The following is a 16,409-nucleotide window of genomic DNA, read 5'->3' on the forward strand; positions in this document are numbered from 1 at the left end:
AACATATCATTTTACATTAACTTCTGAATTATAAAGATTATAATTAATTTAAAGTGTTATATACAGCAAAAAAAAAGCCTCAGGGATTTCCTGAGGCCTTATTTTTATAAATTTGAATGTGTTAATTACACAGCCAAAGCTTCTTTGATTCTGCGTAATGCTTCTTTTAAGATATCGTCGCTTGTTGCGTAAGAAAAACGAATACAATTTGGATTTCCAAAAGCATCTCCTGTTACTGTTGCTACGTTTGCTTCAGCTAAAAGGTACATTGAAACATCGTTTGCATCTTTAATTTCGGTTCCTCTTAAAGTTTTTCCGAAGAAAGAAGAAACGTCTGGGAATACGTAAAAAGCTCCTTCCGGAACGTTGATTTTTACTCCAGGAATTTCTTTTAATAATCCAACTACTAAATCTCTACGAGTATGGAAAGCCTGAACCATGTGGTTTAATACGCTTGGATCAGCTTCTACAGCCGTAATTGTAGCACGTTGCGCTACTGAATTTGCTCCTGAAGTTACTTGTCCCTGAATTTTTGTACATGCTTTTGCGATGAATTCCGGTGCTCCGATGTAACCAATTCTGTATCCTGTCATAGCAAATGCTTTTGCTACTCCGTTTACAGTAATGGTTCTTTCTAACATTCCCGGGATTGACCCGATGCTGCAGAAAGTTCCTGAGAAATTGATGTGCTCATAAATCTCATCAGCAACTACATATATGTTTGGGTATTTTTCTAAAACTTTTGCAAGAGCTGTAAGCTCTTCTCTGCTGTAAACAGATCCAGATGGGTTACAAGGAGAAGAGAACCACATCATTTTTGTTTTTGGTGTGATGGCAGCTTCTAATTGTTCTGGTGTAATTTTGAAATCAGTATCTACAGATGTTGGAACTTCAACCGGAACTCCTCCTGAAAGTTTTACAATTTCAAAGTAAGAAACCCAGTAAGGTGCCGGTAAAATAACCTCGTCACCGTCGTTTAACATTACTTGTGCAATGTTGTACAAAGATTGTTTTGCTCCTGTAGAAACTACAATTTGTGATGGTTTGTACTCTAAATTATTGTCTCTTTTGAATTTTTTACAAATTGCCTCTCTCAATTCTAAATAACCTTCTACCGGAGAATAGGTGCTGTAGTTTTCATCTACTGCTTTTTTTACAGCTTCTTTGATGAAGTCAGGAGTATTAAAGTCAGGTTCGCCTAAACTTAAACTGATAATGTCTTTTCCTTGTGCTTTTAACTCACGTGCTAAAGCAGCCATTGCTAAGGTTTGTGATGTTGCTAAGTTGTTGATTCTGTCTGAAAGAATATGATTCATTATAAAATTTTTGAATGTCCTTAATTTCAACTTTAATTAAGGAAGGTTAATTATTAATAGTTTTTTATTTTATGCTAGTTCTGGTTTCATTCCAAGATCTTTAAGATGCTTGTAATGTGCGATAACAGCTCCTCTCATGGTTCTGAATTCATGATAAGGCAGGTTACACTCGATGGCAGTTTGTTTTACGATTTCGGCAATTTTCCCGTAATGGATATGACTGATATTCGGGAAAATGTGGTGTTCAATCTGATGATTTAATCCTCCGGTAAACCAGTTGATTACTTTGTTTTTTGGAGCAAAATTAGCTGTTGTGTACAATTGGTGAATTGCCCAGGTGTTTTCCATTTCGCCATCTTCATTAGGAATCGGGTTTGCAGTTTCCTCTACTACGTGAGCCAATTGAAAAACAATACTTAAAATTAATCCGGCTACGTAATGCATTACGAAAAATCCAATAACAACTTTCCACCATGTTACGCCAAGTACCATTGGTAAAACCATCCAGATTAAAACGTAGATTATTTTTGTGATAACCAAAACAGTCCATAATTTGGCAGGACTTTGAGGTGTTCCATAAGATAATTTTCTTTTAAGATAGTTTTTCATTTGCTTGAAATCGGTTGTTAAAGCCCAATTGAAAGTCAATAGTCCGTATAAAAAGAAAGAATAATAATGTTGGAATTTATGAAAACGTTGCCATTCGGCATTTTGTGTAAAACGAATAATTCTTCCGGCATCAAGATCTTCATCATGACCGTGAATATTGGTATATGTATGGTGCAATACATTGTGTTGTACTTGCCAGTTGTGAACATTTCCTGCCAGAATATAAATACTTCCGCCCATAATCTTGTTGATCCATGATTTAGAAGAGTATGATCCGTGGTTTCCGTCGTGCATCACGTTCATTCCAATTCCGGCCATTCCAACTCCCATCAAAATGTTTAATAGCAATTGTGCCCAAAAAGGCATCTCAAGAGTTAGTATCAGGAAATAAGGTGTTAGGAAAACTGCAAAAAGAATTATTGCTTTTAAATGCAATTTCCAGTTTCCTGTTTTCTGAATGTTATTCTCCTTGAAGTAATTGTTTACTCGTGAGTTAAGTGTTCTGAAGAACTTCAGATTGTCTTGCTTGGCAAATGTAGGCGCAGTGTTATTCATAATTAATTTAAATAGTTTTCAAAGGTAATTATTATAAATTTTCAATTTGCAAAATTGAGTTAAATATTTCAACTCTAAAGTAGTACTTTTGTTAAAAAATTAAAGCAATGGATGAGATATTGAAATATTTTCCTGATTTGACCGACATTCAAATCGAACAATTTCAAAAATTAGACTTTTTATACCACGATTGGAATGAAAAAATCAATGTTATTTCGCGTAAAGACATTGATGCATTATATACAAAACACGTTTTGCATTCGCTTGGAATTGCAAAAATCATGAAATTCGAACCTGGAACATTTGTTCTTGATGTTGGAACCGGAGGAGGATTTCCCGGAATACCGTTGGCAATTCTTTTTCCTGAAACACGTTTTTATCTTATTGATGTTATTGCCAAAAAAATAAAAGTAGTTCAGGGCGTTGTTGATGCATTAGAATTAAAGAACGTAAAAGCAGAACAATTGCGTGCCGAAAATGTAAAAGGCGATTTTGACTTTATTGTAAGTCGTGCCGTGACAAATATGCCGGATTTTGTTTCGTGGATTAAAACTAAAATCAAAAAGCAGCACAAGCACACGTTGAAAAACGGAATTTTATACCTAAAAGGCGGAGATTTGACCGAAGAATTAAAGGATTTTCCAAAAGCAACTTTATATGATTTGTCTACGATTTTTGAAGATGAATTTTTTGAAACCAAAAAAGTAGTGCATTTGCCTTTGAAGTTTACCGTTTAATATTCTTTAAAAAATAAAAAAACCGACAGCATGCTTATTAAGTATGCTGTCGGTTTTTTGTTTGTCCTTAAAATAAGATGCTTTTGAGCAATTATCATAACACAATGATAATTTTGTGGTTGAACGTATTTCTTTATCTTTGAAATTACTATAAATAAAGTAATAATGGATAGAAGGAAGTTCTTTAAAAATGGTTCTTTATTAACGATTGGAGCCGCAGTTATGAATCCGTTTCAGGGTGCTGCAAACATTTTAGATTTAGAATCGGTAAATAAAAATAAGAAAGCCAAAAATATTATTTTACTCGTTAGTGACGGAATGAGTACCGGAACACTTAATATGACCGATTTATTCCTGAACAGAAAAACGGGAAAAGGTTCTAACTGGATTCAATTGTACAAAGATAACAGGGTTTCAAGAGCTTTGATGGATACGGCTTCTGCAAGTTCTATTGTAACTGATTCCTCGGCTGCGAGTTCCTCCTGGGGTGGCGGTTTTAGGGTAAATAACGGAGCGCTTAATGTGAGTCCGCAAGGAGAACCCCATTTACCAATTTGGCAAAAGTTCAGGAAATCCGGAAAAATGGCGGGCTGTGTAACAACGGTTCCTATAACTCATGCGACTCCGGCAGGTTTTTGCGTAAACAGTAAAAGCAGAAATGCACAGGATGATATTGCCCAACAATATTTAGATCTTGGTTTTGATGTTATGATGGGAGGAGGTTCAAACTATTTTAGTCCGGAGTCCAGAAAAGATAAAAAAGATATGTTTGCTGCTTTTAAAGCAAAAGGATATCAGGTGGTAAAAAATCGCGCTGATATGGATTCGGCTTCAAATTCTCAGCCTATTTTGGGTGTATTTGCAGAAGATGGTGTACCGTATTATGTGGATAGAAATAGTGATCAAAATTTACAAAATACGATTCCGAGCCTTGCAGAAATGGCGCAGAAAGCTATTGACAGAATGAAAAATCATAAAAATGGTTTTGTTTTGCAAATAGAAAGTGGAAAAGTCGACTGGGCCGCGCACGCAAATGATATTGCCGGTTTAATTCACGATCAGATAGAATTTGATGAGGCCGTGAAAATTGCCATAGATTTTGCCGAAAAAGACAAAGAAACATTAGTTATTATTACGACAGATCACGGAAATGCCAATCCTGGAATTATTTATGGTAAAGATGCCAATGATAATTTTGACAGCATCCAGAAATATACCCAGACAAATGAATGGATTTTGAATCAGATAAAACCGGAATCTTCTATACCGCAAGTAAAGGAAATTATCGAAAAGGCAAATGGACATTCGGTTTCTGATGAAGAGGCTAAAACGGTATTATCTTATTATGACGGATTGCATAAAGAAGATGGACTTTACAATTATAAAAAATTACCCTATAAAGCTTTTGCAGAAATGCAGGGAAAAATAAATTCTGTAGGATGGATTAGTATGGACCATTCTGCAGATTATGTAGAGTTGGCGATGTTTGGTCCCGGAAGTGAACTTTTAAAACCTTTCGTAAAAAATACCGATTTACATTATCTGATGCTACAGGCTGCAGAAGTTGAAAATAAGTTTTAATTGAATTTAAAAAATAACCCCACAAGTTTCATTGAAGTTTGTGGGGTTATTTTTTAAACGATATATCAATTAAGAGGCTCTTTTTGAGAAACACAAAAACTGATTGGCTTTAGTATCTACATTATGAATGAGTTCGCTTATTGCTTTTTCTGTTGCATCAATAGAATTTTCAAATTCTGGATTAAAGAAAAAATCACGGCAAATTACAGCTTCGTTTGATGAGTCGTAAATTGCTCCGTAATCCTGATCTGCATTATTATATTCACATGGGTAATCACGTTTTAAAACAGCTATTGTTCTGTTAAACCATTTATCAAAAACTCGTTTTCTTGGTGTAATATGACGCGCCAATAATACCAGTCCAATGAGTTCGCTCTGAATAAAATAAGATCCTTTTCTGTACATAACATCGATCATTGTTACATTCATGTGGGCGATCCATAATGGTCCGTTTACATGTCCTGAGGCCGAAATGTCAAAGTCAGTATCAAAATCCAATGGTTTTGTATTTTCGATATTACCAATAGAACACCATAAAGCCTCGATTCTTTTTTGGGTATCATTATTCATTTTTGTATATCCTGTATAGCGCCAGTATATCCATTCGAGCAAAGCTGCTGTAAGTCCCATAGAAGCTTTATGGTTAATTTGCATTAATGCATGTTCAAGATCGTCATTCCCATCTAAAGGGTCTAAAAATTGGTCTATCTTTTTTTTATTCCATTTAAAGTCAATTGGGTGTCCGATACTTTTTGCCTGTACAATTACTGGCGGTGTGTTTTGTAAATTTCTCATCGTGTATTTTTTTATTTTTTTCTTAATTGCTGTAAATTTTGATTGTAAAGCTCTTTCTTAATTTTCTTAATTTTTTCAACTTTAAATAGGATATAAAAGTATGTTGAGATATATTTTTAGAGTATCAAAAAAAGCTTTAAAAATAACAGAATAGGATTTTTAAACGTGTATCATATTGATAATCAATATAATAAGAAAAGTATTACAAATGATGAAAATACAAGTTTGTCTGAATAATGATATTTTTGCTTTTGTTTTATGTTTTAAATTATAACTATTTGTTTTTTAGTCGTTTGTTGTTTTGGTTCACTTGATTAAAAAGAAGGAAACAATAAATGAGCACTCGGGATATTGTATGAAAAACAACATTAATATGCATTCATCCTTTATTATTTTGCGTTCCTGTACTTTTATTTGCTCAATCTTTAATAGAGGAATACCTTTACGACAGGACTAAAAAAAATACTTTTGAAAACAACTACTGTACTATCGACATATTGGAAAATTCAACTTACAGGATGGATTATTGCTTCTTTATATTGGGGATTATCGGCCTTCCTGAGTGGTAATTTTATTTGGGAAATGGGTATAATAGATTTAATGCTGGATGTATCAATTGGTATTGTACTAACACATATTTACAGGAATTTTGCTTTAAAAAACGGATGGAATAAACTGAATCTGAAAATGTTATTACCAAGAATTCTATTCAGTATTTTATTACTTTCATTATTGTATACGGTTTTGATCATTGGTAAGCTTTATTTGGTGCGTCTGTTGATTTTTAAAAATGAAATGGGTTCTTTTTTACTATTTTTTAAATCAGTACAATTACAGGTTTTTATCACCGGTACAAGATTAATGTCTATTTGGGTGTTGGCTTACCATCTTTATCATTATTCAAGACTCGAATTAGAAACAGTAAAGGAAAATGCCCGATTATCCATTATAATAAAAGAGGCACAACTCAATAGTCTGAGTGCACAGCTCAATCCTCATTTCTTTTTTAATTCATTAAACAATATAAAATTTTTGGTTATAGAAAATCCCAATGCCGCCAGAAGAGCTATCGATTTATTGTCTGAACTTTTAAGAAATTCCTTAAACACTAATATAGCAAAATTAATATCGCTTGACGACGAAATTAATCTGGTGCGGGATTATCTGGAATTAGAAAAAATACGATTTGAGGAACGTCTGCAGATCAAAATTGAAACCAGTGTAAACATATCTCAACATCTAATGCTGCCTTTTAGTATTCAGTCATTGGTTGAAAATGCCATAAAACATGGCATCGAAAAGAGAAAAATCGGAGGGTTTATTACTGTGAAAATTGAAACGAAAAATGATTTTATAAAGATCACTGTTCAGAACTCGGGAAAACTAAACAGAGAGATTCAAAATTCAGGTATTGGGTTAAGGAATCTCAAAGAAAGATTATTATTGCAATATAACGGAAATGCTTCTTTTGAGATTAAAGAGCTGGAAGATGAAACGGTTTTGGCTACTATTTTAATACCATCAAAATGAAAAAGATAAAAGTTATTATAGTAGACGACGAACGTTTAGCAAGAGAAGAAGTAAAAAGAGCTTTAAAAAACTATGAAGACTTTGTGCTTATTGGCGAAGCTGAAAATGCAGATGACGCGAAGATTTTGATCGAAAAAGAAATGCCTGATTTAATTTTTCTTGATATTCAGATGCCTGAGAAATCCGGTTTCGATTTATTAGAGTCTTTAGAAAATGTGCCAAATGTTTTATTCATTACAGCTTATGATCAATATGCAATACAGGCGTTTGAGGTAAATGCTTTAGATTATTTAATGAAGCCTATCAGGGAGGAACGTTTTGCAAAAGCCATTCAAAAAATAAGAGATACAATACAACAGAGGTCCTTTGTAAATGAGATTATAGCAAAAGATCGAAAGATTTTCATAAAAGATGGAGAAAAACGGTTCTTTATTCAATTAGATGAAATTTATTTAATTGAATCTTTAGAACATTATACCCGATTGTTTTTTCAGGATAAAAAAGCACTTCAAAGACGTTCTCTCCGCCAATGGGAAGAAATTTTAGACGAAAATATTTTCTTTAGAATCAACAGAACCGAGATTATAAATATAAAATACATCGAGGCAATCAATACAACAGATAGCGGAAGGTTAGAGGTAAAACTGAAAACCGGAGAACTATTAGAAGTGTCAAACCGCCAATCAGTGAAATTCAAAAACCGGAACGGGATCTAATTCATCACTTTCAACATTATTTTAATGCTTACAGCTAATGCTATTAGTTGAGGATCTCTGCATGCTTTTTTCAGATTTAATAACGCAGTTTATTATAAACAACAAAAGCTTTTAAAATAAAGCTTCCCAATAAAAAACTATCAAATGAAAACAATTTTAAATTTTGTATTTCTTATCCTGATCATATCCCATACATTCTCTCAGCAAACCAGAAGGACAAAATCCGAAGATCTAAAAAGTGCTTATGATATTCAGGACAGCGTCATGATCAAAACGCGTGATGGCGCTTTGATATCGGCAATTGTAGTACGCAAGAAAGGAATTTTGGTTCCCAAACCTGTAATACTTCAACATACAATTTATGTTGCCGAAGAAGGAAAATCAACTAAATCATTGAAAGAGGCGGCAGATCAAGATTATGTGGGTGTTATATCGTATTCCCGTGGTAAACGATTTAGTCCCAATGAAATATTTCCATATGAAAATGAAGCCAATGACGCTTATTATGTCATCGATTGGATTAGCAAACAAGAATGGTGTAACGGAAGTATCGGAATGTTTGGCGGCAGTTATAATGGCTTGACGCAATGGGCAGCGTGCAAAAAAATGCATCCGGCGCTTAAAACTATCGTTCCTTATGTTGCCAATAGAGCAGGAATGGGTTTGCCGATGGAAAACAATGTGTTTATAAATCCTAATTACGAATGGTCGTTTTATGTTGGCAGTAACAAATATCTTGATACAGTTGCAGGAAATGACAGGCAGCGATTTAGAAATATGCAGTTTAAATGGTGGGAAACCGGAGTTGCCTACAAAAAAATGGACAGCATAGACGGAACTCCAAACAGGCTATTTCAGCGATGGTTACAACATCCTTCGTTTGATGAATATTGGCAGAAAATGTCGCCATACAAAAAGGAGTTTGCCCAAATAAATATTCCGGTTTTAGTCATCGATGGCTATTATAATGATTCTCAAAATTCGAGTTTGTATTATTTAAGGGAACTTCAAAAATACAATCCGAAAGCCAATTCTTATTTAGTCATTGGTCCATACAGTCATTTTGGGGCGCAAAAAGGAGGTTCTCCTGTAATAAATGGTTATAAAGTTGATAAAGACGCATTAATTAATACCAAAAAAATAACATACGAATGGTTCGATTACATTTTAAAAAACGGACCTAAACCGGAAATTTTAAAAGACAGGATTAATTATCAGGTAATGGGAGCTAACGAGTGGAGAAGTGCTCCATCTTTTGATAACATGAGCAATGGTTTCCTGAAGCTATATTTAACGAATAATAAAGCTGGAAAATTTTATGCTTTGAATGCTTCAAAGCCTTCTAAAAATGGTTATTTATCGCAGGAAGTAGATTTTGCCGACAGACAAACTCAAAATAATGAGTATTATCCGGATCCGATTATCAAAAAAGAAATTGATACAACAAACGGATATATTTTTATAAGTGATCCTTTTAAAGAATCGATATTGGTAAACGGATCATTTTTAGGAGAAATAAAAGCAAGCATCAATAAAAAAGATATGGATATTGGTGTTACGTTATATGAATTAACACCAAACGGAGAATATTTTCATTTATCTTATTTTTTGGGACGTGCGAGTTATGCCAAAGATAGTACAACAAGAAATTTATTAGAACCCAATAAAATAGAATCGATTCCTTTTTCGAATACACATTTGGTCAGTAAACAATTAAGTAAAGGAAGTCGTTTAGTGGTAGTATTAAACGTAAATAAAAACCCTTTTTCAGAACTCAATTACGGAACAGGAAAAACGGTTATCGATGAAACCATTCAAGATGCAAAAGAACCATTAAAAGTAAAATGGTTCAATGATAGTTTTGTAAAAATCCCGATTTGGAAGTAAATTAATAAAAAGTAAAAGCCGCAAATTTCAAAATGAAGTTTGCGGCTTTTTTTATAATCTAAAATCTGAACTCTAAAATCAGAAATTATCCTAAGAAAGGGTATCTGTAATCCTCAGGAGTTACAAAAGTTTCTTTGATCGTTCTAGGAGAAGCCCAACGTAGTAAGTTCAATGCAGAACCTGCTTTATCGTTAGTTCCTGAAGCTCTTGCACCACCAAAAGGCTGCATACCTACAACCGCTCCTGTTGGTTTATCGTTGATGTAGAAGTTACCGGCAGCATTTTGCAATTTCGTAGTTGCTACTTCAATAGCATAACGATCCTGGCTAAATACAGCTCCTGTAAGAGCATACTCAGAAGTAGTATCAACTAATTCTAAAGTCTCTTCCCATTTTGTATCTTCGTAAACGTATATAGTAATAACTGGTCCGAATAATTCGGTTTCCATTGTAGTATATTTAGGATTTGTAGTTACAATAATTGTTGGCTCAATAAAGTAACCTACAGATTTATCGTAATTTCCACCAGCAATGATTTCAGCATCAGCATCTTTTTTAGCCTGATCTATAAAACCTGCTAATTTATCAAAAGAACCTTCGTGAATAACTGCAGTAATAAAGTTTCCGAAATCTTCCGGAGAACCCATTTTCATCGATTTTACATCAGCAATTAATTGTTCTTTTACAGCTGGCCATAAACTTTGCGGAACATAAGCTCTTGAAGCAGCAGAACATTTTTGCCCTTGAAATTCAAATGCACCACGAGTAATTCCTGTAGATACTTGTTTTGCATTAGCGCTTGGGTGAGCAATGATAAAATCTTTACCACCAGTTTCTCCAACGATTCTTGGGTATGTTTTGTAGTGGTGAATGTTAGCACCAATTTTAGCCCAGATATCTTTAAATACATGAGTCGATCCTGTAAAGTGAACTCCGGCAAAATCACGGCTTGCTAAAACAGTATCTGTAATCATTAAAGCATCTCCAAAAACAACGTTGATAACGCCATCAGGAACACCTGCTTCTTTGAAAACATCGATAATGATTTTTGCAGAAAAAACCTGGCTATCACTTGGTTTCCAAACCACAACGTTACCCATCATTGCAGCGCTTGCAGGAAGATTTGCAGCAATAGCAGTAAAGTTAAAAGGAGTAATCGCATAAATAAAACCTTCAAGAGGTCTGTATTCTAAACGGTTCCAAGTAGTAGAATCAGACTTTGGCTGATCTCCGTAAATTTGTGTCATAAATTCTACGTTGTAACGTAAAAAGTCGATCAATTCGCAAGAAGCATCAATTTCTGCCTGATGAATATTTTTAGACTGACCAATCATTGTCGCAGCGTTAATACGTGCTCTGTATGGTCCTGCAATAAGTTCTGCAGCTTTTAAGAAAATAGCAGCACGTTGTTCCCATGCCATGTTTGCCCATGCTGTTCTTGATTCAAGTGCATTTGCAATTGCTTTTTCAATATGTTGTTTTTCAGCTAAGTGATAAGTTCCTACAATGTGTTTGTGATCGTGAGGAGCTGATATTGTTCTTGTATTTCCAGTTCTGATTTCTTCGCTTCCAATGTATAACGGAACGTCAATTTTAGAATTCCACAATGTTGTGTAAGCTGCCTGAACAGCTGCTTTTTCTGGTGAGTTAGGTGCGTAGCTTTTTACGGGCTCGTTTACCGCTTTTGGTACATGAAAGAATCCTTTTAGCATTTTATTTAAAATTAGATAATTAGACAATTTAAGGGTTAGATGATTTGATTTGTTACGAATAATCTAACGCTGCACAAAAGTACAAAGGATAAATTAATAATTTGACAAATTTATGATTAAGATAACGATAAAAAAGAGCAGGTTTTTTTAAACTTTTTTTAGTTTAAAGCAAAAGGAGCACACATTCTAAAAGTAGGAACAATTACTTTGAATGTTTTTGTAGAGGTAAAATTGATCATATTAAAATAACCTTTCATTGCACCATAAGGAGATGACAATAAACAACCTGAGCTATACGTGTGATTTTCTCCAGGTTTCAAAACTGGTTTTTTACCAATAACGCCTTCTCCGTCTACAACCTCAAGATCATTCAAAGAATCAAATATTTCCCAGTGACGAGAAGTTAACTGTACTGAATCTTTGCTGTGATTTTCGATTGTAACTACATAACTAAAAGCAAAGTGGATCTTGTAGTTCTTGAAGTAAGTACCTTCAAAACTAGTCAAAACAGATATTTTTATGCCTCGTGTTATCTGAGAAACCATACTAAAGTAGTTAATATGTGTGCGTTATACGTGCAAATCTACAAAAAAAAATCTTTCGATCTAAATCCTTAACAATGTTTTAATTTATGATGTTTATAGAGTTGGCATTTCCTTTTCCTATAACTCTTTGATAACGATCGGTACTTTCTTTATAATAAACCAATATGGTATACTCATTTTCAGTTTGATAAAAGTTTCCATCTATAGCATTTTCATAATCAATAGCCCCTTTTTTATCGGCAATTGTATATTGAAAATTGGTAAAACCTTGTTTGATCATTACAGCTTTTTCAAAAACACCTTTTTCGGTATTATAGTCCATTTTGTATTCTGGCGATAAACTATAATTGTTAAACATTCCTGTAATATAAATGTCTTTGCTGTTTGATCTGAAAGTTGGAGCCGAAAGTGTAAAATACACCCAGGCATAATCGGCTTCGATTTCGTTGTTTGAAGCATTGATGTTTTTCACCACAAAATTTCCGTTTACATCCTGATACACGGTATAAATCTGATTGGCTCTTGCCGGATTAGTATATAAGTACGAATTGTAAATGTCATTATTAGCACCAACTCTTCCTACATTATTGCTTGCTGCACGAATATCTTTATTTTCGAAATATAAAAATTCATTTCCACCCCAGAATTGCGTTTCGGTATTGTATTTGTACACCAGCTGATTTCCTATTGTATATTGCGGAGGAACATTTTTAATAGCAGTATCAAAATTGCCATTTTGCAATAATAGAATTTTTACATTTTGTGTTGGCGTTTGAAAAACAATGTCGTTTGAAACTATTGCAAAATCTAAGTTTTGTTTGTAATCAATATTGGTTACATCACGGCTGCGTTTTACCTGTGCCGCTACAGTTGAATGATTTTCGTATAAAATAAATTTTCGGGACAAAACAACTTCTTTGTCTTCATTAAGAATTCTCAGCATATAATTTCCTGAAATTCGTAATTGTGTTGTAAACTGATTTGGGAACGAAAGTCGGTAATGTGAATATACCTGAAGCGTATTAAAAGAATTAGAGTAATCCGTAATTCTTTGATTATCAAAACCTGTAATATAATCTGTTTTCGGGATATCTGTTGGTTTCCAGTTGTAATCGCAATGTATAATTTCAAAATAATAATTGGCTTCATTACCAAATAAATCATCAAACTGAAAAGTAAAAGTATCGCCCAACTCAAATATAGGCACTACATTACTGCCGTTTTTAACAAACGAAATAGTTTTTATATTATATGGAGGATCAATCTCGGTTTGTATTCCCTGAGCTGTTGCCGAAGTAAAAATGAAAATAAGAAGAAGATTTCTAAACAAAAATTTTGGCATCATATTACAATTGTAAGATTGTAAATATAAGAATTTTATATAATGTAATAAGATGCCACTTTTTACTGCTTCAGAAAACAAATTTATTAAGAGCTCAAAATGTATTCTAAATTCACTTCGATTTCGTCATTAATATAACTTTCCTCTAAAAGCGAATCAGATAATAACTTTTTGTTTTCCTGTAGTTTGATGATTTTTTCTTCAACCGTATTTTTCGAAATAAACCTGATAACATTTACTTTATTCAATTGCCCAATTCGGTGCGCTCGTCCAACTCCCTGCTTTTCAGCAAAAGGATTCCACCAAGGATCTAAAAACAAAACATAAGAAGCTTTCGTAATATTCAAACCAACGCCACCCGCTTTGAGCGAAATAAAGAATAACAATGGCTTTTCTTTTTCCTGAAATAGTTTTACCTGTTGTTCTCTTTTACTGGCAGGAGTTTCTCCGGTAATCTCACAAAAGTCTATTTTATTTTCTTTACACCAATCTGTATAAAAATGCAAATTAGTCACAAACGAACTAAAAATGATCGCTTTTTGTTTCTCTTTTACTAAAGTTTCCAGATAATTAGTAACGGCGTTATATTTTCCAGAATCAATTTCAGATTCCTGATCCACCATTTTCGGGTGATTACTCAGTTGTCTTAACTTCATCAGCGTATTAATAATACTAATTTTGTCCGGGCTCGATCCGTCTGTTTTTAGTAAAAAGTTCCGCGCTTTCGATTTTTCTTTTTCATATAATTTTTCCTGTTCAGGATCCATATCGCAATAATAAATCTGCTCCGTTAATTCCGGTAAATCTTTCAAGACCTGCTCTTTGGTTCGTCGCAAAATATAAGGCTGAATGAGGTTTTTTAGTTCGGACAAAGTATTTTCGTCCTGCTTTTTCTCAATCGGAATTTTAAAATTCTGAGCAAAAAAATCATAACTACCCAAAATATCCGGATTTATAAATTGCATTTGTGACCATAAATCATCTAATGAATTTTCGATAGGAGTACCGCTTAAGGCAATTTTATGAGCCGTATTTATTTTAGTAATGGCTTTAAAAATCTTTGAGTTTTTATTTTTAATGTACTGACTTTCGTCTAAAATTAAATACCGGAAATTGTATTTTTCTAAAATTGAAATATCACGGTGAACAATGCTGTAGCTGGTAAAAACTAAATCAGTTGATGCTAATCTGCTGGCTAATAATTTTCGGTCATTGCCTACATATTGCATTTTTGAAAAATGCGGAGTAAATTTTGCCGCTTCATTGTACCAGTTAAAAACCAGTGAAGAAGGTAAAACAATCAAAGCTTTTAAAGGTTCTCTTTCAATAGTAGTTTCATTTTGAAACAAATCAAAATTCGTGGTTTTAGTCGTAAATCCCAGTTGTTCCTGTACGGCAACAAGAACAGCAAGAGTTTGTAATGTCTTACCAAGTCCCATATCATCAGCCAGACAAGCACCTAAATTAGAGTTAAAATGACCCAAAAGCCATTTTACGCCATCGATTTGATAAGGTCGTAAAGCTGCTTTTAATAAATCAGAAGATACGTATTCGGCTTTGTGAATGATATCATCTTTGATTTCCGGAATCGCATCCAAAGCGGCAAAATTGCTTTTACGTAAAAGTAAATTTCCGTTTTCTGTTTTGGCCAACTTGGCCAGCGAACCATATTTACTCAGCCATTCTAACGGAATCAAAAAGTAGTTTCCGTCAGGCAATAAAAAGAGTCTTTCTTTACTTTTTATGTTCGGAATAATTTCACTGAAATTGATAGTATAAGCGCCAATCGTAATAACTATTCTGATATCGAACCAATCTTCTTTTGTTTCTTCTTTCGAAGCAGAAACAGTATGGTTTTCTGTAATGATTTCTTTGCTTTCCAGTTTTAAATTACAAATCGTGAATCCTAAACTTTCCAGTTCTTCCTTACGATCAATAATAAATTGAATATTCACATAAGGATCAGGATTTTCTGCATCAGAATTTAATCCAAACAATTCATTTTTGATTTTTATTAAACCCAGTGCAAGTAATTTGTCTGTATATAAAGTTTCGTCATCACTGCGTTTAAACTGAATGATTTTAGGTTCATTGGCAACGCTAAAATCAACAAACGAATGTGTTTTTTTAGTTTTACTGCTATCAAATGAATAACCGTTATAATCAAAATAAAGGTTGAGGTAATAGCAGTTTTTAAAGAAATCGTAAACAGGCTGAATCGTACCTGAAATAATTTGATCTCGATGTTCAATATCAAAACCAGTAGCTTCGATGTCTATTTTTTTTGCTATTTCAGGAATGAAACTTTTAAAATAATTGTCAACTAATTTTGAAGGTATTTCAATTGACTGTTTCTTTAAAAACGGCGTAAGTTTTTTAGCATTAAGATCCTTTAACTGTCCTAATTTTTTATCGATAATCAACCAGCTTGGCTCATCCAGCAGTATTTCGGCACTGCTGTTCATTGGTGAAAATAAAGTTTCGTTTTCTTTTAAAGATAAAGTATATGTAATTCCTTCGACATGTTTATTAAATTGAATCTGAGGTTCAAAATACAACGGATTGGTGTTTACTCTGGATCTGTAAAAATCCTTTTCAGCACTCATATTTAGGGATAACGGAAATTGCTTTTGTACAATAAGACTATAAAAAGAACCTAAATTTAATTGCAGATGCTGACGAATGGCAAATTCAATTTTGGAATCTTTTTGCAAATCAGCAATTGTTTTTGCCGATTTGACTTTTGTACTGAATTTTTTAAAAATAAACTCAGGCTTTAAAGATTCGCAAACCGTCAATATCTTTTTTGTGTCAGGATCTAATTGATCAAAAACAATAAAAAAACTTTCAAGTACGTCTTTAGTTGCTTTTTTATTTAAATATTTAATGTCATCGGTATTCTCAACAATGTAGGCGGTTGGAATATAATGATTCAGATTTTTTTCAAAACTGATATCAAAACAAAATTGAAATGAATTTGAAAGATCCAAGATAAGGCGGTTAGGTTGGTTGTAATTTGGGAAGTGGTTTAAACTAAAAAAAGTTTTCAAAATACTGCTATTCTGAAAACTTTTTTAAATGAACT

12 protein-coding genes are annotated in these 16,409 nt (G+C 33.3%); 5 read left to right on the forward strand and 7 right to left on the reverse strand.

Annotated features, from left to right (window positions below; all coding sequences use genetic code 11):
* Positions 1-125: 125 nt before the first annotated feature.
* Positions 126-1,316: a pyridoxal phosphate-dependent aminotransferase gene (locus tag FLP_RS24495; RefSeq protein WP_065452118.1), complete on the reverse strand. Its 1,191-nt coding sequence runs from the start codon at positions 1,314-1,316 to the stop codon at positions 126-128.
* 69 nt (positions 1,317-1,385) lie between these two features.
* The gene (locus FLP_RS24500; RefSeq protein WP_065452119.1) at positions 1,386-2,480 is read right to left on the reverse strand and encodes a fatty acid desaturase family protein; all 1,095 of its coding nucleotides are present in this window, start codon (positions 2,478-2,480) and stop codon (positions 1,386-1,388) included.
* A gap of 107 nt (positions 2,481-2,587) precedes the next feature.
* On the opposite strand from FLP_RS24500, the gene rsmG reads away from it, so the two are divergent.
* Together rsmG and FLP_RS24510 are read left to right on the forward strand one after the other, a co-directional pair.
* Complete coding sequence (gene rsmG, locus FLP_RS24505) at positions 2,588-3,217, forward strand: 16S rRNA (guanine(527)-N(7))-methyltransferase RsmG (protein WP_065452120.1); 630 nt, start codon at positions 2,588-2,590, stop codon at positions 3,215-3,217.
* 165 nt (positions 3,218-3,382) lie between these two features.
* Entirely contained in the window at positions 3,383-4,798 is a 1,416-nt protein-coding gene (locus FLP_RS24510; RefSeq protein ID WP_065452121.1) for an alkaline phosphatase, read from the forward strand.
* Between the two features lie 69 nt (positions 4,799-4,867).
* Here FLP_RS24510 and FLP_RS24515 read toward each other — a convergent pair whose 3' ends face one another.
* The gene (locus tag FLP_RS24515) at positions 4,868-5,593 is read right to left on the reverse strand and encodes a hypothetical protein (protein ID WP_065452122.1); all 726 of its coding nucleotides are present in this window, start codon (positions 5,591-5,593) and stop codon (positions 4,868-4,870) included.
* A 468-nt stretch (positions 5,594-6,061) separates the two neighbouring features.
* Here FLP_RS24515 and FLP_RS24520 point away from each other — a divergent pair, with 468 nt between their 5' ends.
* From FLP_RS24520 to FLP_RS24530, 3 genes are all read left to right on the forward strand, one after another.
* Complete coding sequence (locus FLP_RS24520; protein WP_083195940.1) at positions 6,062-7,123, forward strand: sensor histidine kinase; 1,062 nt, start codon at positions 6,062-6,064, stop codon at positions 7,121-7,123.
* Positions 7,120-7,839: a LytR/AlgR family response regulator transcription factor gene (locus tag FLP_RS24525; RefSeq protein WP_065452124.1), complete on the forward strand. Its 720-nt coding sequence runs from the start codon at positions 7,120-7,122 to the stop codon at positions 7,837-7,839. The genes FLP_RS24520 and FLP_RS24525 overlap by 4 nt, the downstream gene beginning before the upstream one ends.
* Positions 7,840-7,983: 144 nt before the next feature.
* Positions 7,984-9,726, forward strand: coding sequence for a CocE/NonD family hydrolase (locus FLP_RS24530; RefSeq protein WP_065452125.1), 1,743 nt, complete (start codon positions 7,984-7,986; stop codon positions 9,724-9,726).
* Positions 9,727-9,811: 85 nt separating this feature from the next.
* On the opposite strand, the gene pruA is transcribed toward FLP_RS24530, so the two are convergent.
* The 4 genes from pruA to FLP_RS24550 form a co-directional block, all read right to left on the reverse strand.
* Complete coding sequence (pruA, locus tag FLP_RS24535; protein WP_065452126.1) at positions 9,812-11,437, reverse strand: L-glutamate gamma-semialdehyde dehydrogenase; 1,626 nt, start codon at positions 11,435-11,437, stop codon at positions 9,812-9,814.
* A gap of 158 nt (positions 11,438-11,595) precedes the next feature.
* A complete protein-coding gene (gene apaG, locus FLP_RS24540) occupies positions 11,596-11,982 on the reverse strand; it encodes a Co2+/Mg2+ efflux protein ApaG (RefSeq protein WP_065452127.1) in 387 nt (128 codons plus the stop codon).
* Positions 11,983-12,061: 79 nt separating this feature from the next.
* Complete coding sequence (locus FLP_RS24545; RefSeq protein WP_065452216.1) at positions 12,062-13,324, reverse strand: type IX secretion system plug protein; 1,263 nt, start codon at positions 13,322-13,324, stop codon at positions 12,062-12,064.
* A gap of 86 nt (positions 13,325-13,410) precedes the next feature.
* Entirely contained in the window at positions 13,411-16,314 is a 2,904-nt protein-coding gene (locus FLP_RS24550) for a DEAD/DEAH box helicase (RefSeq protein ID WP_065452217.1), read from the reverse strand.
* Positions 16,315-16,409: the final 95 nt, after the last annotated feature.

The organism is Flavobacterium piscis (genome assembly GCF_001686925.1).
GTDB classification, from domain to species: Bacteria; Bacteroidota; Bacteroidia; order Flavobacteriales; family Flavobacteriaceae; genus Flavobacterium; species Flavobacterium piscis.